Annotated in this window: 16 protein-coding genes and 1 riboswitch; of the genes, 2 read left to right on the top strand and 14 right to left on the bottom strand. The window is 41.8% G+C overall.

The genetic code is table 11. The annotated features are described in order from the left end of the window. Window positions 1-16: 16 nt before the first annotated feature. The 7 genes from G593_RS19470 to G593_RS0109810 all read right to left on the bottom strand — a co-directional run bounded on the left by G593_RS19470 (window position 17) and on the right by G593_RS0109810 (window position 8,769). Window positions 17-2,353, bottom strand: a complete 2,337-nt coding sequence (locus G593_RS19470) for a DHHW family protein (RefSeq protein WP_196801965.1) — start codon at window positions 2,351-2,353, stop codon at window positions 17-19. Further along, window positions 2,340-3,320: an SGNH/GDSL hydrolase family protein gene (locus tag G593_RS0109835; protein ID WP_242827076.1), complete on the bottom strand. Its 981-nt coding sequence runs from the start codon at window positions 3,318-3,320 to the stop codon at window positions 2,340-2,342. Before G593_RS0109835 ends, G593_RS19470 begins: the two co-directional genes overlap by 14 nt. Window positions 3,321-3,410: 90 nt before the next feature. Continuing rightward, window positions 3,411-3,884, bottom strand: coding sequence for a 6,7-dimethyl-8-ribityllumazine synthase (gene ribH, locus G593_RS0109830; RefSeq protein WP_029731579.1), 474 nt, complete (start codon window positions 3,882-3,884; stop codon window positions 3,411-3,413). Window positions 3,885-3,909: 25 nt separating this feature from the next. Then, the gene (locus tag G593_RS0109825; RefSeq protein ID WP_029731578.1) at window positions 3,910-5,127 is read right to left on the bottom strand and encodes a bifunctional 3,4-dihydroxy-2-butanone-4-phosphate synthase/GTP cyclohydrolase II; all 1,218 of its coding nucleotides are present in this window, start codon (window positions 5,125-5,127) and stop codon (window positions 3,910-3,912) included. A gap of 40 nt (window positions 5,128-5,167) precedes the next feature. Beyond that, window positions 5,168-5,833 (bottom strand): riboflavin synthase, encoded by a 666-nt coding sequence (ribE, locus tag G593_RS0109820; RefSeq protein WP_022278813.1) that lies wholly within the window; start codon window positions 5,831-5,833, stop codon window positions 5,168-5,170. Next, a complete protein-coding gene (gene ribD / locus G593_RS0109815) occupies window positions 5,815-6,942 on the bottom strand; it encodes a bifunctional diaminohydroxyphosphoribosylaminopyrimidine deaminase/5-amino-6-(5-phosphoribosylamino)uracil reductase RibD (protein WP_029731577.1) in 1,128 nt (375 codons plus the stop codon). Before ribD ends, ribE begins: the two co-directional genes overlap by 19 nt. Window positions 6,943-7,195: 253 nt before the next feature. Then, a riboswitch (FMN riboswitch) is annotated at window positions 7,196-7,310 on the bottom strand. Between the two features lie 91 nt (window positions 7,311-7,401). Continuing rightward, window positions 7,402-8,769 carry an MATE family efflux transporter gene (locus G593_RS0109810; RefSeq protein ID WP_029731576.1) on the bottom strand — a complete coding sequence of 456 codons (1,368 nt, stop codon included), beginning with the start codon at window positions 8,767-8,769 and terminating at the stop codon, window positions 7,402-7,404. A 231-nt stretch (window positions 8,770-9,000) separates the two neighbouring features. On the opposite strand from G593_RS0109810, the gene G593_RS0109805 reads away from it, so the two are divergent. Next, the gene (locus G593_RS0109805) at window positions 9,001-9,480 is read left to right on the top strand and encodes a DUF5721 family protein (RefSeq protein WP_005330640.1); all 480 of its coding nucleotides are present in this window, start codon (window positions 9,001-9,003) and stop codon (window positions 9,478-9,480) included. Window positions 9,481-9,538: 58 nt separating this feature from the next. Here the strand turns inward: G593_RS0109805 and G593_RS18560 are convergent, their stop codons facing one another. From G593_RS18560 to G593_RS0109785, 4 genes are read right to left on the bottom strand one after another with little or no spacing between them, the layout of a single operon-like run. Beyond that, the gene (locus G593_RS18560) at window positions 9,539-11,206 is read right to left on the bottom strand and encodes a plasmid pRiA4b ORF-3 family protein (protein WP_044994337.1); all 1,668 of its coding nucleotides are present in this window, start codon (window positions 11,204-11,206) and stop codon (window positions 9,539-9,541) included. Window positions 11,207-11,245: 39 nt separating this feature from the next. Beyond that, entirely contained in the window at window positions 11,246-14,593 is a 3,348-nt protein-coding gene (locus tag G593_RS0109795) for an FtsX-like permease family protein (RefSeq protein ID WP_029731575.1), read from the bottom strand. 15 nt (window positions 14,594-14,608) lie between these two features. Further along, a complete protein-coding gene (locus G593_RS0109790) occupies window positions 14,609-15,313 on the bottom strand; it encodes an ABC transporter ATP-binding protein (protein WP_005340938.1) in 705 nt (234 codons plus the stop codon). After that, the gene (locus G593_RS0109785; protein ID WP_022278807.1) at window positions 15,306-15,548 is read right to left on the bottom strand and encodes a type II toxin-antitoxin system prevent-host-death family antitoxin; all 243 of its coding nucleotides are present in this window, start codon (window positions 15,546-15,548) and stop codon (window positions 15,306-15,308) included. Before G593_RS0109785 ends, G593_RS0109790 begins: the two co-directional genes overlap by 8 nt. Before the next feature lie 190 nt (window positions 15,549-15,738). Here G593_RS0109785 and G593_RS0109780 point away from each other — a divergent pair, with 190 nt between their 5' ends. Further along, complete coding sequence (locus G593_RS0109780; protein WP_029731574.1) at window positions 15,739-16,056, top strand: hypothetical protein; 318 nt, start codon at window positions 15,739-15,741, stop codon at window positions 16,054-16,056. Window positions 16,057-16,442: 386 nt separating this feature from the next. Here the strand turns inward: G593_RS0109780 and G593_RS0109775 are convergent, their stop codons facing one another. The 3 genes from G593_RS0109775 to gatA all read right to left on the bottom strand — a co-directional run bounded on the left by G593_RS0109775 (window position 16,443) and on the right by gatA (window position 20,845). After that, window positions 16,443-17,858 carry an amidophosphoribosyltransferase gene (locus tag G593_RS0109775; RefSeq protein WP_029731573.1) on the bottom strand — a complete coding sequence of 472 codons (1,416 nt, stop codon included), beginning with the start codon at window positions 17,856-17,858 and terminating at the stop codon, window positions 16,443-16,445. A gap of 84 nt (window positions 17,859-17,942) precedes the next feature. Continuing rightward, window positions 17,943-19,376, bottom strand: a complete 1,434-nt coding sequence (gene gatB, locus G593_RS0109770) for an Asp-tRNA(Asn)/Glu-tRNA(Gln) amidotransferase subunit GatB (RefSeq protein WP_005330633.1) — start codon at window positions 19,374-19,376, stop codon at window positions 17,943-17,945. A gap of 2 nt (window positions 19,377-19,378) precedes the next feature. Then, window positions 19,379-20,845 carry an Asp-tRNA(Asn)/Glu-tRNA(Gln) amidotransferase subunit GatA gene (gatA, locus tag G593_RS0109765; protein ID WP_029731572.1) on the bottom strand — a complete coding sequence of 489 codons (1,467 nt, stop codon included), beginning with the start codon at window positions 20,843-20,845 and terminating at the stop codon, window positions 19,379-19,381. Between the last annotated feature and the right edge of the window lie 7 nt (window positions 20,846-20,852).

The raw sequence follows: 20,852 nt of genomic DNA, 5'->3' as shown, positions 1-20,852 counted from the left end.
AATTACTTTGCAGCTCCTATTCTGCCTTATCCGTTTTCAAAATACTGCTCAGCTTGTCATCCTGTACAAAATTATTGCAATCGTACAAAAACAGCACACTTGTAATTTTATTCTTATCTAACAGATCCGACACATGCTTCTGATAATAATCTGCATCTACCACGATGATCTCCCTGTAATATGGAATTAAAAATGGAATCATACAGTCTGCAAAGGAATCCTTCACCAGAAGCAGCCGGTCCGTGCTGTCTGCTGTCGTGCGGATATCTATTTTATCATAATCTCCACCGAGAAATACTTCATACGCATCAGGTTCGTCCAGTTTTGTACGGTCATAAAGCTCTGCTGTCTTTATGCCCTCAGATTCATAACTTGCCACCATCTGCGTGTTGTCGGAAGCATTTTCCGTTAAATATGCGTATATCGGTTCACGGTATCCGCTTTCAAATCCACTTGTTCGGGAAAGATTTCCACTGAAATCACCGGTCACTACATAAGGTTTTAAAGCCGGTGCTTTCGAAGTGTCAAGTCCCAGATCTGAAGCAATCTGCTGCCATACAAGACTAGCTCCAAGCGTTGTCCATCGGGAATCTGTGTGGTAATAAATTTTCTTATCTTTATTCGCATTTAGAACACCTTGTGCATCAATCCAGTTCACACTGTCTCCAAGCATGCTCTGAATCTGTGCAATCTGCACTGTCTGATCTTCCACCGGAGCATAAGAAGGAAGCTTATCTGCCCATACATTTGCAGCATCCGGAATCAGTGCCATATACATCGGCACATCGGAATAATCCTCGGCAAGGGCTGTAATCGCGTCCACATTTGCCTGAACCTTCTTTTCGTCCAGCTTGTTAATATCCGCCAGAAGATACTGGTTCTTTCCTCGGTACACACCGTTCACGTCCCGTCTTCCAAGAACTGTATCCAGTTTCGCCTGGGTATCTTTCACCGTCTCTTTGAAAAATGTCCTTCCTGCTCCTGTCACATTCACAAGACACAGGATCATGATCACGGCTGCGAATACAAATACTGCACTTCTGCCTCGCTCCAGACGTTTTTTATTTTTTTCTTTTTTATCTTTCTTTCCAAATACCAGAATCTTCTTCCAGATAAGATTCGGAAGTGGTGTACTTGCAAGAAATGCCACTACAAGAACGAACACATTTCCAAGGAAAAGATATCTTCCCATGATACCAACCACATCGCCTCCGCCAAATCCAAACATCACTTTCAGATAACCAAATGACGCTGCCGGTGTTTTACCGAAGAAAAATACCCAGCCAAGTGCTGTAAAAAACCAGGTATAAATCTGCCCAAGCACAGGTGGTAATCTCTTTAAAAATGGCAGTGCATAACGCTCCACGATCTGCCAGAATGCAAGGTAGATACCCCAGAGCAATCCACCTGTGACCGTTACCTGCCACGGTGCATTCTTCCACATACCTGCATACCAAAGTCCCATCAGAATTCCGGATACAAGTGTTCCAAGCCAGCCGCCCCAGAGTGGTTCACAGATGTAATCCCAGAACCATGCAGAAACAGAGCTGTTAAAACGTCGCACAAATGTTGTTATATTACGTGCTACATATGGATATCGGAAATTTTTCTTCACATCAAATCCAAGCATTCTGCAAAGTCCCACTGCCATATCACAGTATCCACTGAACGCAAAGTAAATCTGGAACATGAAGATTGCACATCCCAGCCATGCACCAAACACAGACAACTCGCCTGCCTTCAAAGACATGATCTTGGTGAATGAATCTGCCAGGTAATCTGCAATGATAACTTTCTTTGCAAAACCACATAGAAATAAAGTAATTCCTTCGCCAGCCTTTGCCCAGGACAATTTGCGAGTCTTTAATTCCTTTTGGATCTGCGGATATTTTACGACCGGTCCTGCCAGGAACAACGGAAACATTGCTATGTAAACTGCAAAATCCAGAATACTTTTCTGAGCCTTTACATTTCCCCGGTGAATCTCAATCAGATAAGAAAGCACCTGTAAGATGCAGATTCCTATTCCGACCGGCACTTCCGAAATAAAGCCCACGCGTTGTCCGATAAATGCAAAGAACACATATACTATCATATTGATCAGTATGCTTCCAGCAAATAACTGCTCCGTACTCCTTCTTCTTCGCATGCAGCCTTCCATCTGAATTCCTACCGCATAATTAAACAATATAAAAAATGCCAGAACGACCAGATTGACCGGGGCTCCCCATGCAAAAAAAACTGCTCCCCCTGCAGCCAGGGCAATGTCTTTTATCTTTCCCGGAAGCAGATAATACAATATGAAAATAACTGGTAAAAATACACATATAAATGTGATACTATTGAATAACATAATTTCTAAACGCTGCCTCCAGAATTTTATTAATACAAGCCTCATAATAGGCTTTTGTCATTGTACTTCCGTCCTCCCCATAATAAGAAGCGTCCGTAAGATCTGTTGTGTCTACATATTTCACTTTTTCTTCCTTACAAAGAGCCTTCAAAGCTTCATTGTATGAAGTTACATCCAGCGCGGTACTCATCTTGGACGAACTACTATCATCTGATGATGTATCACTATCACTATTGCTCTTAGAATCTGTGCTGCTCTTAGAATCTGTACTGCTCTTAAGATCCGAGTTGTCAGTTGTATCTTTAGCATCTGAATCTGAATCAGTATCTGAATCGGCTGAACCTGCCGCATCACCTGTACTTGTCAGTGACAGGTATGCCGGGATACTGCATACATAAACTTTCGTATCCGGCAATGCTGCTTTCACCTGCTCAACAAAGCTTTTGTAGTTCGCTGCAAATGCATCCGCTGTCTCTCCACTGACTGCTACATCTCCTCTTCCGATACAGAGGATAAGCTTCTGTGGTGCAGTCTCTGCTTCTGTTACGGCTGTCAAAAGCTCATTTAATCCGGAACCTTCCGCATCGCTGACCGTTGCTCCATCCTTTGACTTCACCTGCGACTTACTCAAGATGTCATTCTGTCTGAAGCCAAGTGCAGTACTGTCGCCAAGCACAATGCAGCCATCCATTTTTTCTTTTGCAGACTTTGCTTTCCACGCTACCGCCTCATCTGCTTCTGTCTGCTCTAATTCCTGAATCTTGGCATCAATCTTCTGAACATTGGCATCTTCCAGTTCTGTCAGTTTCTTTACTCCTTCTGTCGCATCCACTCGCGGATTCATCATTCGTGTTCCAATAATCAGCGCACCGATCAAAAACAAGAGGATTACCGCAACAATCGCAAAACGAAGCACTTTATCCGGCTCCATTTTTTCCTTCATTTTTTCTTTATTCTTTTCAAACATTTTCATTCTCCAATAAACAAATAAACTATGTACATCTTTAAAAAGACATACATAGTTTATTTTACTTTGTATAAGAATAAAAGTCAAATTTTATAACTGTTTTATCAGATTCACCATCTCAATTGCTGATAACGCACAGTCATAACCTTTATTGCCAGCTTTACTTCCGGCACGTGCAATGGCCTGTTCAATATTTTCTGTTGTAATGATTCCAAATAAAACAGGAATACCTGTTGCAAGCTCGATCTGTGCAATTCCTTTTGCTGATTCGTTACACACCAGCTCATAATGAGATGTATCTCCACGAATAACTGCACCTACACAGATGACTGCATCGTACTTTCCTGACTGCGCCATTTTCTGCGCTGTGATTGGTATTTCAAATGCTCCCGGCACCCATGCTGCTGTAATATTTTCTTCTTCTACACCATGTCTCACAAGTCCGTCAACAGCTCCGCCTAATAACTTATTGACAATAATTTCATTAAATCTGGCTGCTACGATTCCGACTTTCATTCCCTCTGGTGCTACTACTTTTCCTTCAATTATCTGAATCTGTTTCATGTTCATCTTCCTCCTGAATTCTTTTTTATAATTGTATTTCTTTGAAAATGTGTCCCATTTTTTCCTGTTTTGTTTTCATATAATTCAGATCATATTTTTGTGGCTGGATCTCTAATGGTACTCTTTCCTTAATTTCCAGTCCGAAATCCTGAAGCCCATAGACTTTATCCGGGTTATTGGTAAGAAGTCTTAAGGATTTCACGCCCAGGTCTGATAAAATCTGAGCTCCGACCCAGTACTCTCTGAGATCTGGGGCAAATCCCAATTGAACATTCGCCTCGACTGTATCATATCCACGTTCCTGAAGTTCGTATGCTTTGATCTTATTGATCAGTCCGATTCCTCTTCCCTCCTGTCTCATGTAGAGGATGATTCCTCTTCCCTCTTCCTCCACCTGGCGCATTGCCGTCTGAAGCTGCAATCCACAGTCACAGCGAAGAGAACCAAAAGCATCTCCGGTCAGGCATTCTGAATGGACTCTGCAAAGTACATTCTCTCCCTCCCCGATTTTTCCTTTTACCAAAGCAAGATGATGCTCTCCTGTAATGTCATTCACATATCCATGAATCTTAAATTCTCCATACTGTGTTGGAAGATCTGCCACCGCCTCTTCTTTTACATGCTTTTCATGAATTCTTAAATAATCCTGCAAATCTTTGATTGTGATAAATGTAAGATGATACTTACGAGCCAGCTCCCAGAGTTCTGATGTACGCATCATCGTTCCGTCTTCTTTCATGATTTCACAACATACGCCACATTCTTTCAGCCCCGCCAGTCTTACAAGATCTGTCGTTGCCTCTGTGTGACCGTTACGCACAAGTACACCGCCTTTTTTTGCCACCAACGGGAATACATGGCCTGGTCTTCTGAAATCTTCTGGTCTTGATGTATCATCCACACATTTCATCATCGTATATGCACGTTCTGCTGCCGATATACCGGTTGTTGTATCTACGTGATCAATCGATACCGTAAATGCTGTTTCATGATTATCGGTATTTTCTGAAACCATCTGTGGAAAATTAAGCTTTGCTGCCAGTTCTGCGCTCATCGGCGTACAGATCAGTCCCTTTGCATGCGTTGCCATAAAATTAATATTTTCCTGGGTCGCAAACTGAGCAGCACAGATCATGTCTCCTTCATTTTCTCTGTCCGGGTCATCTGTAACAAGGATGATCTTTCCATCTTGTAAATCCCGGATTGCCTCTTCTACTGTATTATATTGATACTTTTGTTCCATCTGTTCTTCCTCCGTTATTCTTTTTTTTGTTGCTGTATATTTAAAATCCAAATTCTTCCAGAAACTCCATTGTAATTCCTGTTTTTTTCTCATGTTCCAATTTGGACTCTTCTTTTTTTTCAATCCCCATTAATTTTTCTACATATTTTCCGATTATGTCATTTTCCAGATTCACAAGATCTCCGGATGCTTTTTTCAGAAGTATCGTCTCTTCCCCTGTATGTGGAATGACTGATACCTGAAACCCTTCATCGTCTACCTTCGCAACCGTCAGGCTGATTCCATCGATGCAGACAGACCCCTTTTCCACGATCAGATCTAATATCCGCTGTGAAGTTTTAATGGATACCCAGACTGCATTTTCCTCTTGGATCATTGACCTGATAACTCCTGTTCCGTCAATATGGCCGCTCACAATATGGCCTCCGAATCTTCCATCCGCTGCCATTGCCCGTTCAAGATTTACATAACTTCCAATCTTACAATTTCCAAGACTGCTCCTTCTGATCGTCTCTGCCATGACATCTGCCGTAAATCCGTCAGGCTGCAGGGAAGTGACTGTCAGACATACTCCATTTACCGCAATACTGTCTCCGATCTTCGTACCTTCCAGTACTTTTGCTGCCTTCACCGCCAATACCCCTGAATTCCCATTCAACTGAATATAACGGACTTTTCCCACTTCTTCTACAATTCCTGTAAACATAATTCCTCCTGTTCTTTTCTTAAGACGTGACAGGTAATTTTCAGGTCTTCTCCAATCTGGCGGATATCTTTGAACTTTAGTACCGCTGCCTGAGACGGAAGCTCTATCCCAATTCCATCCACCGGAGTCCGGCTTCCTGTTCCGCCAAAGATTTTTGGTGCAATAAATGCCTGCACCTCCTGGACAACTCCGGCCTGTAGTGCACTGTCATTTAAAGTTCCTCCACCCTCCAGTAAAATGCTGTCGATATTTTCTTTTCCCAGATACTCCATCAAATGCTTCAGATTAACATGTTTTTTCATATCCGGGCAAAATACGGTTTCCACTCCCATTGTCTGCAAAATTTCTTTTTTCTTCTCTACATTTTCCGGATCTGCATAGGCTACAATCGTCCGGTACTCCCTCGCACTTTTTACAATCTGGCTGTCCAGTGGAATTCTCAACTTACTGTCACAGATAATCCTGACCGGACTTTTAAGCCCTTCTCCCCGGACATTCAGCATTGGATTATCAGCAAGTACCGTTCCTATCCCGACCATGATTCCCATATACCGATGACGCATATACTGTACTTCTCTGCGTGCGGCTTCTTGGGTGATCCATTTTGAAGCTCCTGTCTTTGTTGCAATTTTTCCATCCAGCGTCATTGCATACTTCATAACTACATATGGTGTTTTGGTCGTTATATAATGAAAAAATATTGGATTTAATTCATCACATTTGTCCTTCATAAAATCTTCCACAACCGCTACACCGGCATCTCTTAATATCTTCGCTCCCTTTCCTGCCACTTTCGGATTTGGGTCTCTGGATCCAATCACTACTTTTTTTATCTTCTGCTCTAAAATTGCTTCCGTACACGGCGGCGTCTTTCCATAATGACAACATGGTTCCAATGTAACGTACAGCGTTGCCCCTTCGGCTGATTCAGTGAGAGAAGCAATTGCATTTCGTTCCGCATGCAACTCTCCACATCTGGCATGATAGCCTTCGCCGATAATACGTCCATCCTTTACGATGACCGCTCCGACCATCGGATTAGGATTCGTCCATCCTTCTCCTTTTTTTGCAAGTTCTATTGCGCGTTTCATATAATTCTGGTCTGTCACATACATTCCTTCTTTCTTTTTATCTCAATCGAGAAGACTCCCACCTCTTCTGATGATGAGTAATAGCAAATTTGTCTCACGGACGTTCGACTTGAACTTAGAACAAAACCCCTGCAGATGATCTACAGGGGTTTTGTTCACTGGTACTTTAATCACAACTTCATGACTAATTATCTGCGAAAGTAAAAAAGCTCTGAAATGGTCTACCATCTCAGAGCCTCGATACCGCATTCATAACTAAAACTATATGTACCGTCTTCTTCTCTCATCCAGACTATACTGTCGGCTTCGGAATCTCACCGAATCATGCCTCTCGGCTCGCGGGCTTTACCGCCGGTAGGGAATCTCACCCTGCCCTGAAGATTTCTATCTTTTTTTGTATAATAATACTTTATTGCTTATTTGTAAAGAATTTTTTGACTTTTGAGAATTATTTCGCAAAAATCCATAAATTTCGCTTTATTTTTCACTGCATATTTTGTTGAAACACTTTTTCTTCTTCCAGAAATAATACGGTATTACGAATAGAAGTGTTCCTCCCCATGCAATAGGATAACTAATCAGCAAAATCTCCACCTTATGATAAATCGGAGTCAGAATCATAACCCACGGGAGTCGTATTAAAAACAATCCTCCAAATGTAAATATCGTAGGCCACAGTACATCTCCGACTCCGCGAAGTCCACCGTCCAGGTTTTCAAGCAGAATGCTGAGCAGATAACTCGGCACCAGGAACCGGAGCATATACACGCCTATGTCAATCACCTTCGGATCTGTTGTAAACATATGATACATAGGCTCACAAAATGCATACAATGTAAAGATGATCATACCTGTAAATACATAAGAAATACCAATGTTTACCCGGATACTCTTATATACCCGGTCCCACTTACCTGCGCCATAATTCTGTCCGACAAATGTTGTGACCGCCGCTCCCAGTGCACTGGATACTGTCCAGAAAATCAAATCTAATTTTCCATAAGCCGCCCATCCTGCCGCAGTATCCGTTCCAAAGCTATTGATTGATGCCTGAATGACTACATTGGTCACTCCATAAGCGCATGCCTGCAGAGCTCCCGGTATACCGATTTTCAACTCTCTTTTTAGAACACATGCTTCCATGCGAAGTTCTCTGAATTGTAGTTTCATAGAATCATAGTCTTTTGTCAAAGACCAGGTCACAAAAAATGCGCTGACACACTGGGAAAATACGGTTGCCAGTGCTGCTCCGGCAATTCCCATTTTTAATATAACTACCATGAATATATCCAGACCTATATTCAGTACGCAACAAACCACCAGATAAAGAAGCGGTCTTTTGGAATCTCCGACTGCTCTCATGATCGCCGCTCCCATATTATAGACCAGCGTAAATAAGATTCCCATAAAATAAATGCGTAAATATGTAGTTGATGATGCCATCATATCCTGTGGAGTGTTCATGATCTTAAGCAGCCATGGTGTCAGCACTGCTCCCACTACAGATATTACGAGGCTGACCACAATGGAAAATAAATATGCAGTATGAAGTCCTGTATGCAGTCTTCCTTTGTCTTTTGCTCCGTAATACTGCGCAATGACAACTGCCGCTCCATTTGCCAGTCCATTAAAAAATGTAACAACAATCGTTGATAAAACAGCCGCCGGACCGCCTACGCTGGCTAATGCCGCCTTCCCCACAAAGCGTCCGACGATAATCGTATCCACGGTTGTATATAATTGTTGGATTAAAGTTCCCAGCATGATCGGAAAGAAAAATATCAGAAGCTGCTTCCAGATAATCCCCTCCGTGATCGTATTTTCTTCTATTGTCTTTTTCCCCAAGTTTTTTTCCTCTCTTACCTCATTATTTCTGTATATCTTTCGCAAATCTACGCTTATTTTCAGCCAACACATATCCGCAAACGGCATTATGCCTTCCCCAAGGCTATGTCATATAGAAATATATTATACTTGATTTAAAATTTATTGAAAGGCTTTTTTAAAAATTAGAATTATAATGCTACAGAAATTATGCTATAATATCTCTAATAATTATCCAGAGAGGTTTTCACTATGATCGTTCTTAATCTGAAAGCAAAGGTCTGTATGTCCCACCTGCTTTTAAAACCAACATTTGATACTTTTTCCCTGATTGAGGGAGAAGTAACTACTTTTAACCGCTTCCAGGTAGATGGTAGAATCCATAAAGACTTTTTTGATGAAGCTTTTGAAAAGGAGTATTCCACCTGGGGAGAAGTGCGCGATTTTTTCTTCCAGGTAATCCGTGGAAAGAAAACTCCGTTAAATTTTAAATTCATATTATCTCTAGCAAAAGATCAGTTCGAATCCTTTCTCACTGAGCATGATCTGACCTACCGCCCTGCGGAAATCCAGGGACTGTATCTTAATTTCCGCTATGACGGACTGGCACTTCAATGTATCACCGGGACTTCCATGAATACATTTACCATGGATAAAAGCGTAGAAAAAGCCTGGGACGAATATGTCCAGAAATTCTTTGCCAGTCAGGAGCTTGATTTTGATATGGAATAGTTTTGATATATGATTATAAAAACTCCTTCCACAGTTTTATCCAGGGAAGGAGTTTTTCTTACATCTTGGCTTCAATTTCATTCAACGTATGTCCGCTATAGGAATACAGTCTGGTATTTTTACATAATTCACTCAATTTCTTTTTCACTTTTCTCTTTTGCTTTGTTGACAATTCAGGGATTCCCATATTGGGGGCTAACACGTCCAAAATTTCCATTAACGCTTCTTCTTCGTAATTTAACTTAATGCATAACAATATATGTTTTGCAATCGTAAATCCACACACTACATCAAGATTCAATTCCTCTTCCAGCCATTTAGAAAATTTAACTTCATCAAGTTGCTCTATTGTTTCCTCGTCTGCATTTCCGTATATCAGAAATTCCTCTTCCGTGTCCGGTATATAATATGGATTACCCTCCTGATCTTCCAATATGAGTTCCATATCTTCATCATCAATATCCATATGTACAAGATAGCGCCCTCTGACAGTAACTCTGTTATCCTCTATATATTCCAAAGCTATCTTTTTCAGTTGTTTTACTAAAATATCATTTCCTGTATAGTGTCTATATATAACAGCTACCTCTGAAATCGGTACGACTCCATACAATTCTACTGCACTATTACAGTATTTACGAATTTTATCTTTCTCCAATCTTCTTTTCTGACACTCTGTCGTGTTGACGTTCCGGTACATTTCCCGCACATCTTTAGGCAGGCGCATAACACCCGCTTCATCATTAAACGCTCCGTAACTTGACAGGAAAAAGGATTGTTCTAATGCAGATTCTGTAATCCATATTCCTTCTGGCTGATTTATAATTAACTGAATCACTTCGCCTTCTTCCGGAATAATATTCTCTACGATATCTGCCATATGACTTTCTTCTAACATCTTCTTCACAAGCCAGTCTGCCAGTTCAGATTTTTTCAGCTTACTATAACCAGAAAATCCATTCATCTGAGCTATCCACTTTAAATCATCTTTTGTATAACAACTATATACATCTTTCAAATAAAAATCCTGACTCAGGAACTCCTTATTTTCTTCAATCCATTCCTCTGCCATATTTCTAGCATTTTGAAGTCCACTAAAATACTGTTGCAATATCTCTTCTGGATTTTCTTCCAACATATTTTTCATATGCTGCTCAAATGAATCTTCCCCAAATTCTCCCCAGTCTCCCTCTGGGGTTCCCGAATATTCATAATCCTCACCTATCTGCACAAACTCTTTAGCTTCAATCGGAAACTGTTCGAATTGATGATTTGCGATTTCGATGTCAAACGGCTCTGCCTCATCTATATAAGACTCATAAAATCCCCATAATCCTCCGCAATCCTCAATCATGTATGGGCCTTTACTTTTAAGTACTTTTGCAAATCGCTCTTTGTACGGCACAACATCTTCTACCAGAATATCATGAACCCAGTCATCACCAAAATCATATGTATATGTCCATTTTTCACCTTTTATAAAACAATCATCAATCAGATTTTCCACACTTTCTGTATTCCAGAAATACTCATCATCTGACGGTTGAAAACGACGCCCACTTTTCCGGTCACAAAATTCATATAAGTGATCATGTGTCCAGCCAAATAAATCCTCAATAATGTCATCTAAATCCTGAAAATTTATTTTCCCCGGTACAATTACTCTTCTCCAAATTGGTGGGTGACTTCCCTTAATTGTGATTTTTAACTGATATCCTAATTCCATACTTTCATTCCTTTCTCATATCTGCAAACCGACTTCCATTTATTCAATACTCTTGAGTGATTCTACCATATCAATCTTCTTCAATTTAAAATACATAATTCCATTTACGATCAATGAAAACAGAATTGTAAATAGCAGACTGTACATGTAACTTGAAAAGTTAATATTTCTTCCGAACATGGCTGTGTCTACTTCCACCGTATCAATGATAAAGGCATGCAGGAATTTTCCAAGCACCACTCCTACCGCCGCTCCGATGAATGTCAAAAGTACATTTTCACGATATACGTGTTCTGCCACTTCCAGATCATAAAACCCCAGCACTTTCAAGGTCGCCAGTTCCCTCTGCCGCTCCGTGATATTAACAGTATTAAGGTTATATAGTACGACAAATGCAAGCATTCCTGCAGAAATGATCAGTACTACAATAACCAGATTCAGACTTTTTAGCATATCGTCCAACTGTTTTTCAATATCACGCATATAGCTGACACTAAGCGCTCCGTCCTGGGTCAGAATGTCTTCACCAATCTTGTTGTAGTCTTCCTGCGTATCTCCTTTTTGTCCTGCAAAGAAAATACTATTATATTCCGGATTCTCACCATACACTTTTTCATAATAAGAAGGAGTGAAGAAAATATAGTGTCCCATATAGTTCTCGCAGATATGAGCAATTTTTACTTTCTTGTTACCACTCTCTTCGTCTTTAATTTCAATGGTATCCCCTGCTTTTGCATTCAAAAGTTTTCCGGTTTTCTCAGAAATAATGACACCTTCATCATCAAGCGTATATTCCTCTTTTGATTTCCGGTCGTGGAAATCAAAATAATCTTTTACGTCTTTCGGTTCCGAAAATACGACCTGATAAGTATCACGTTTATTCTTTCCATTGACAAGTGTTACATTCTTCATGCTGGTCTGCATATAATGACTGATGTCCGAATCGTCCTTCATATAATCCAGGAGATTCTGTCTTGTCTCATCTGAAATGTCTTCTTTCAGGTAGACACTTCCATCATACATCTGAATATCCCGGAACTGTAGTTCTGCAATTTCATAACAGGAATCTTTGATTCCATATCCAACCAGCATCAATCCCATACAACCGCCAATCCCAAAAACTGTCATAAAGAATCGTTTCTTATATCTGGTTAAGTTACGGATACAAGACTTCCATGTGAAACTTAAATGTTTCCAAATAAATTTTATTCTTTCTAAAAAAACTCTTTGTCCATTTTTAGGTGCCGGTGGGCGCATCAGTACTGCCGGCTGTGCTACAAGTTCTTTGTAACATGCAAAAAATGTTGCTGCCATTGTACATACAATTGCTGCCGCCGCTGCCATCCAGGCATAGATCCATTGGTATGGGATCAGAATATGTGTAATATGCTTGTATAAGATTCCATATGCGTAAACAATGATATATGGCAATATCTTTTCACCGATCAGCACACCTAACACACTGCCTCCTGCTGTCGCGATCAACGCATATCCAAGATATTTCTTCGCGATGGACATCTTGCTATATCCAAGTGCTTTCATGGTTCCGATTGCGGTTCTTTGTTCTTCTACCATTCGTGTCATACTGGTCAGACTAATCAGCGCCGCGACAAGAAAGAATAATACCGGAAAGACACGGCCAATCGCACCTAGACGCTCCGCGTTTTCTCCGTACCCGGAATACTCAGTCAAAGTATCACGGTCATAGACATACCAGGTTGGTTTTTCGATGTCCTGAACCTTTGCCTCTGCGTCCGCAATTTTCTGTTCACCTTCTGCAATCTTCTGGGCAGCCTCTTCTTCACCATTGGCATACTCAATTTTTGCCTCTGCAACTTTCGCTTCATTTTCCGCGATTTCTGCTGCTCCTTCTTCCAGCTTCTTCTCCTGCTTTCGAATTTCAGTCCATCCGGACTGGATCTGGGCTTTTCCACTTGCAAGCTGCTGTGGAACACCATTTAAAGAAGCCTTCGCTGCGTCAAGCTCTGACTTTGTCTGAGCCAGAGTTGCTGCAGTGTCATCAAGCTGCTTCTGGGCAGCATCCAGTTCGGCTTTACTCTCATCATATTTCTGCTGTTCAATGGAAATCTTCTGCTGCATGCCAGCTTCGTTTTCCTTAAGCTCGGTAAGCTGTCGTTCATATTGTTCTTTTTGCGCCTTCTGCTCTTCTGTAAGCTGATCCTCAGGTATTTGGTCAAATGCTGATAATTCAGAATTTACTTCCTCGATCCTCTGCTGAATTTCCGTCAATGTCTGCTGGTCTGCCTGAATCATCTGCTGAAGCGCTGCAAGTCCTTCTCTTCCAGTCTGGATTTTCGCCTCAGCTTCCGGTTTCGCAGCCTCATATTGTGCAAGTCCGGCTTCATATTGATCCTCACCTTCCTGAAGCTGTGCAAGTCCGGCATTATATTGATTCTGTGCCTGTTCCAGTTCGCTTTCTTTTTTGCTCAATGTATTCTTAGCACTGGCAATCTGCTTTTTACCACTGGTAATCTGTGCTTTTCCATTCGTCAACTGCTCCTCGGCGTCTGCTATCTTAGCCGCCGCATCTGCAAGTTCCGAAGCTGCGTCCGCTCTGCCCTGCTCCAGTTCTTCTCTCGCCTCGTCAATCTTCTCTTGTGCTTCATTTACCAGCTCCTGCTTTCGAATTTCAGCACGTTCGTCCGTAATATCTTCAATCTGATCCAGGACTTTCTCTACTTTCTTATCATATCCGTCCGTAAATGCCACTTCATTTTTTGCACCTTTGACCTGTACATATACTTCCGTGTATACGTCCATATCAAACGTCTCTTCCGGCACCATGACAAATGCACTGATAGTTCCGGTACCAATCGTTGCACTTCCGCGTCCATAAGAAATGTACATCGGACTGCTGCAAAGGCCGACAACTTTCAGCGTATCTGTCGTCAGAGTATCTGTAACCTCATCAGACGTTCCGGAACGCAATTTAATTGTATCTCCGACCTTATATCCTGCATCCTGGTCTGCCAGACATTCCCCTGCTTTTTGGGGCATCCGGCCGTCACTTAACTTCACTTGATTCATCTCATCCTGTAAAGATATCACATGCAGAACTTTTTGTTTCTTATCTACGATCTGCATGAAGTCCGCGCTGTACGCGCCCTCTGCATGTTCTACTCCGTCGATTTTCAAAATCGCGTCCACATCGTCCTGTGTCACGCCATATGTACTGAGCGCTTTGATATCCATAAGATTGCTTTCATCAAAATATGCATCTCCCGTCAGTCTCATATCCGGCTCCGATGCACGAATTCCTGAGAAAAATGCAACGCCCAGTGCCACTATAAATAAAATAGACAGAAATCGCCCCGGGCTCTTCTGGATCTCCATATAAAAATCTTTGCTCGTTGGTTTCATTTTCATATGTAATGCCTCTCTTTACCACTCAATCGTCTCGACTGGAACTGGGTGTTCGTTCACTGTCATCTCTGATACCATACCATTCTTTATCTTAATGACACGGTCCGCCATTGGCGCAATTGCAGAGTTGTGCGTGATCAGAATTACGGTCATCCCCTTTTCCCTGCAAGTATCCTGAAGAAGCTTCAAGATTGCTTTACCTGTATTGTAATCCAGCGCTCCTGTCGGCTCGTCACACAACAAAAGCTTCGGATTCTTTGCAAGCGCTCTTGCAATGGAAACCCTCTGCTGTTCTCCACCAGATAGCTGCGCCGGAAAATTATCCAGACGCTCACCAAGTCCTACATCTTCCATAACCTCCTGGGCATCCATAGGATTCTTACAGATCTGAAGAGCTAATTCTACATTTTCAAGAGCAGTCAGGTTCGGAATCAGATTATAAAACTGAAATACAAAACCAATGTCATCTCTTCTATATGCTGTCAATTGTCTCGGTGAATACTGTGCAATATCTTTTCCGTCTACGATCACACGCCCGGAGCTTGCCGTATCCATTCCTCCAAGAATATTCAATACTGTCGTCTTTCCGGCACCACTTGGGCCTACCACAACCGCAAATTCTCCCCTCTCAATCTGGAAATCAATACCGGCCGCAGCCATAATCTGCACCTCGCCCATCTGATATATTTTCTTCACATCCTCAAGGGATACAAAACTACTCATAACTTTCCTCCACTTCCTCCGTTGACACCCAATCCTCTTCCCTTACCGTTTTTTCACCTTTCCCTGATTCAGCCATCAATGCTAATTCTGCTTTCATTCTATCATAATCTTTCATATCCAAAATCACGTACTCACCTCTGCCATTTTTAGTCAAAAATACCGGAGCACCTTCACTTGTTTCTTTTAAAACTTCTGTATAATTTCTCAAATCAGAAATTGGTTTTATATTTGGCATTTTCACCACTTCCTTTCAGTTCTTTTTCTTAGTATAACAATTCTTTTTCTTCTTTACAATTAAATTCACACGTTAATTTTACAGCAGTAAAAAAATAAGATCATAATGCATTTCAGCTCCAAGTACTTTATACTATGATTAAGAACTACTAATGTCATTTTTCTATAAATTATAAAGATTGGAGTTTGCCATGGAATTACTTATGAACACTCAGAAAGAATGTCAGCAACTGGAAGTATACGGGGAATATTTGAAGAAAATACCAGAACTGCTGAAACAATTAGAAACTGTTGAGAAAATGTATCAGAAAGCTGTGTTAGAAGAAGCCATGCTGAAAGACAAGCCTCTTGATAATCACAGTGTCCAGCTCTATGCAGAACGTCTGCACAGAATCAAAGAACAATGCGAGATTCGCTCTGCAGACATCCGTCAGCAATGCACACTTATCCTCGAACTCAAAAGCCAGATAGAAGCCGAAAGTAGTGTATTGAAAGCGTTGCAAGAGTAAACATACAAAAATACAGGTCATTTTATCCTCCCAGAGCGGAACATTCCGCTGAGCCTATTAAAACAGTTCGAGTGCAAGCAATGGCTTTCACTCGAACTCTAGTCTCATCTCCATCGCTCTGTAGTCGGATAGAATGACCTGTATTTTTGCATATTATCCCGCAACTTCGTGTCAACATGTAAGTTTTATTGATTATATACTGCCGGGAAACTGCAGAACAGAAAATCCACCTGATTTTTCTGACTTCTGTGCAGTGGCGATGAGACTGTAGAAAACTTAAAAGCCTTTGCTTTTAAGTTTTCTGTTCTATCAGGCTCATCAGAACGTCTTGCACAGGGAAGACAAATCAAGTGGATTTTCATTATGCATTATATAATCAGTAAAAATTACTCCCGTCCATCGAAGCAATACGTACATACCTGACTTGGATCAATTCCAATAGACTCTAAAAGATCATCCAGTCTATGGTATCTTAGTGACGTAAAGTTCTGGATTCTTCGAATTTCTTCGATCATATTTGCATAGCGGTCGGAGCATGGATCTGAATACTCTTTTAATACCTCTGCAGATACTTCTCCGCCTTCCTGCTCCTGAATGACTCTTCTCGTGATCAGATCCATCTCGGATTTCGATCTTGAGAAGTTCAGGTATTTACATCCATAAAGAAGCGGTGGACATGCCGGGCGGATATGCACTTCCTTCGCTCCGCTTCTATATAAAAACTCTGTTGTCTCACGAAGCTGTGTTCCACGAACGATCGAGTCATCGATCAAGAGTAATTTCTTGTCTTCAATCAGAGCCTGTACAGGGATCAGCTTCATTCTCGCGATCAGGTCACGCTGACTTTGGTTGGTCGGCATAAATGATCTCGGCCATGTCGGTGTGTATTTGATAAATGGTCTTGCATACGGAATTCCTGATTCATTTGCATATCCGATTGCATGAGCAATACCTGAATCCGGCACACCTGCTACAATATCCGGATGCACACTATCTCCATCACGCTTTGCCAGCATACTTCCGCAACGGTAACGCATTTCCTCAACATTTACCCCTTCATACGCAGAAGTCGGATATCCATAGTATACCCACAGGAAAGAACAGATCTTCATCTTGCCAGTTCTTGCCGGGCGTATTTCTTCTACTCCCTCCGATGTCACATAGACGACCTCGCAAGGTCCCAGTTCCTTATAATCGGTATAGCCCAAGTTAATATAAGCATGACTTTCAAATGAAAGACAGTAAGAATCATCCTTCTTACCTATCACAAGAGGTGTTCGCCCATACCTGTCCCTTGCACCATAGATTCCTTCTTTTGTCATGACAAGCATCGTCATAGAACCATCTACAACATCCTGTACATATTTGATTCCTTCTACTATGGATTCTTTCTCACAGATTAGCGCCGCCACAAGCTCTGTCACATTGATCTGCCCGTTAGTCATTTCCTGAAAATGTGAATGATCCTTCTCAAACAGACCTTTTAACAGTTCCTCATAGTTATTAACTTTTCCGACTGTTGTGATCGCAAAGCTTCCAAGGTGTGACTGAATCAAAAGTGGCTGCGGATCATAATCGGAAATACAGCCAATTCCAAGATATCCTTTCATTTCTGACACATCATGATCAAACTTTGTACGGAATGGAGAATTCTCTATATTATGAATGGCACGGTAAAATCCATCCTTTCCATAAACTGCCATTCCTCCTCGTCTTGTACCAAGATGTGAGTGATAGTCTACTCCGTAAAATAATTCCAGGACACAGTCCTGCTTTGATGCTACACCAAAAAATCCTCCCATGGCGACCTCCTTATATACTCTTTTGTTTTTATAACTATTTATTCCGTGCAAAAAAGTAACCCGGCAAAAGCCAGGTCACTCTTTTTACTTTAACATCTCACGAAGCTTCTGGTTGACCAGTCCGGGATTTGCTTTCCCCTTCATTGCTTTCATCGTCTGACCTACCAGTGCTCCAAGTGCCTTCTCTTTTCCACCCTTATAGTCTACTACAGCCTGTGGATTATCTGCAATAACTTTTTCGAGAACTTCTATAAGTGCTCCTTCGTCATTGACCGTTTTAAGCCCGTGTTCTTCAACATACTTTTCTGGATCTACATTTTCCTCGAACACATGATCAAAAACTTCTTTCGCCACCGAGCTGTTGATTGTTCCTGCATCTGCAAGCTCGATTAGTTTCGCAAGGTTCTCCGGTGTAAATGTAATATCTTCTGATTCCATGTTATGTTCTTTTAAGAGCCGCATCGTCTCCACCATGAGCCAGTTGGAAACTTTCTTAGGTTTTCCACATAAAGCAGTTGTTTCTTCAAAGATATCCGCCATATGTTTAGATTCTGTGAGGATTTCTGCATCATATTGTGGAATATCGAACTCTTTCTTGTAACGCTTTAATTTTTCCTCACGAAATTCCGGCTGTCGTTTCTTAACCCGGTCAATCCATTCCTGGCTGATAACAATCGGGACAAGGTCCGGTTCCGGGAAGTAACGGTAATCCTGTGCATCTTCTTTGGAACGCATTGCATGTGATGATTCTTTGTTGTCATCCCAGCGTCTCGTCTCCTGAACAACTTTCTTTCCGGCTTCCAGAAGCTCGATCTGACGCTCCCGTTCTCCTTCGATGGCTCTTGCAATTGCCTTAAAGGAGTTCAGGTTCTTCATCTCCGTTCTTGTTCCGAATTCACTGGTTCCCATTTCACGAACGGACAGGTTCACGTCCGCTCTCATAGAGCCCTCCTGCAATTTGCAGTCAGAAGCACCAAGATACTGAATCGTTGTACGAAGCTTTTCCAGATATGCAATAACTTCCTCAGAAGAGCGCATATCCGGCTCCGATACAATCTCCACAAGCGGTACACCGCTTCGGTTGTAATCTACCAGTGATGTATCGTCCCACTCGTCATGGATCAGCTTACCGGCATCTTCCTCCATATGCATTTCATGGATCCGTATTTTTTTCTTCGTATCTCCAACTTCGATCTCTACATAACCATTTCTTGCGATTGGTAAATATAACTGGGAAATCTGATAATTCTGTGGGTTATCCGGATAGAAGTAATTCTTACGATCGAATTTGCATACTCTTGTAATATCACAGTGAGTTGCAAGTCCGATTCCCATTGCATACTCTACTACCTGTCTGTTCAGTACCGGAAGGGAACCTGGCATACCAGTACATACCGGACATGTGTGGGTATTTGGCGCACCTCCGAACTGGGTGCTGCAACCACAGAAAATCTTTGTCTTTGTCGCAAGTTCTACGTGAACCTCAAGTCCAATGACTGTCTCATACTGCTTTGCCATAATTATCTTCCCTCCTTCACAAACTGTGGTGCTTCATAAGTTCTTGTCTGTTCAAATGTGTAGGCTGCCTGGATAATTTTTTTCTCCTGGAAGCAGTCTCCGATAAGCTGCATGCCGACCGGAAGACCTTTGGAATCTTTTCCTACCGGAATACTGATTCCCGGAAGTCCTGCCAGGTTCACGGAGATTGTGTAAATGTCACTCAAATACATTTTCATCGGATCACTTAAGCTCTTTCCAAGCTCTGGTGCCGTTGTCGGAGCCGCCGGAGCCACGATCATATCATATTTTGCAAATGCTTTGTCAAATGCCTGTTTAATCAGTGCCTTTGTACGAAGTGCTTTCAGATAGTAAGCATCATAATATCCAGAGCTTAATACGAAAGATCCAAGCATGATCCTGCGCTTTACTTCTGCTCCGAATCCTTCGGAACGTGTCTTTTTGTACATGTTGTGAAGTCCTTCGTATTCTTCTGTGCGGTAACCATATTTTACGCCATCAAAACGTGCCAAGTTAGAACTTGCCTCAGCATCTGCAATAATGTAGTATGCCGGAATCGCATATTTCACAAGACTTAAATCAAATTCTTCTACAACTGCGCCTTTTTCTTCCAGGACCTTCACTGCATTTAAAATCTGCTCTTTTACGTCTGCGCTTAATCCATCCCCAAAGTAATCTCTCGGAATACCAATCTTCATACCTTTCACGTCGTCTGCCAATGCCGAAGTAAAGTCATATTCCCGCTCCACGGAAGTACTGTCTTTTACATCATGAGAAGCGATTGTCTCAAGGATAGTCGCACAATCTGTCACATCTTTCGCAATTGGTCCGATCTGATCCAGCGAAGAACCGTAAGCAATCAGTCCGTACCTAGATACCGTTCCATAAGTCGGTTTAATCCCCGTTACACCACAAAATGAACTCGGCTGACGGATCGATCCACCTGTATCAGAACCAAGTGCATAAGCGCACTCACCTGCTGCCACTGCTGCGCAGGAGCCGCCTGAAGAACCGCCTGGCACATGTCCCAGATTCCATGGATTTCTTGTCACTCCATAATAAGAAGTCTCGGTTGTACTTCCCATGGCGAATTCATCCATATTCGTCTTTCCGATTATGACTGCACCGGCTTTTTCCAAGTTCAAAACTGCCTCTGAAGTAAAGGTTGGAACAAAATTTTCCAGAATTTTGGAACTGCAAGTTGTTCTCATCCCTTTCGTGCACATATTATCCTTGATTGCCACCGGAACACCTGCAAGAGGACTCAGAAGTGTTCCGTCATTGATCATCTTCTGAACTTCTTCGGCACGCTTTAATGCACCCTCTTTATCAATGGTCACATAGCTGTGCACATCATTCTCTACCTTTTCAATCTGATCCAGATACGCCTGCGTGGCTTCCGTAACTGAAATTTCTTTTGCTTTTATTTTCTTTCCGAGTTCTACTGCTGTCAGACCCATAATATCCATAACTCGT

The sequence above is a fragment of the Dorea sp. AGR2135 genome, assembly GCF_000420885.1.
In the GTDB taxonomy this organism is placed as follows: domain Bacteria; phylum Bacillota; class Clostridia; order Lachnospirales; family Lachnospiraceae; genus Dorea; species Dorea formicigenerans.
Note: the sequence above shows the minus strand (reverse complement) of the source record. Positions and strands in the feature narration are given on the sequence as shown.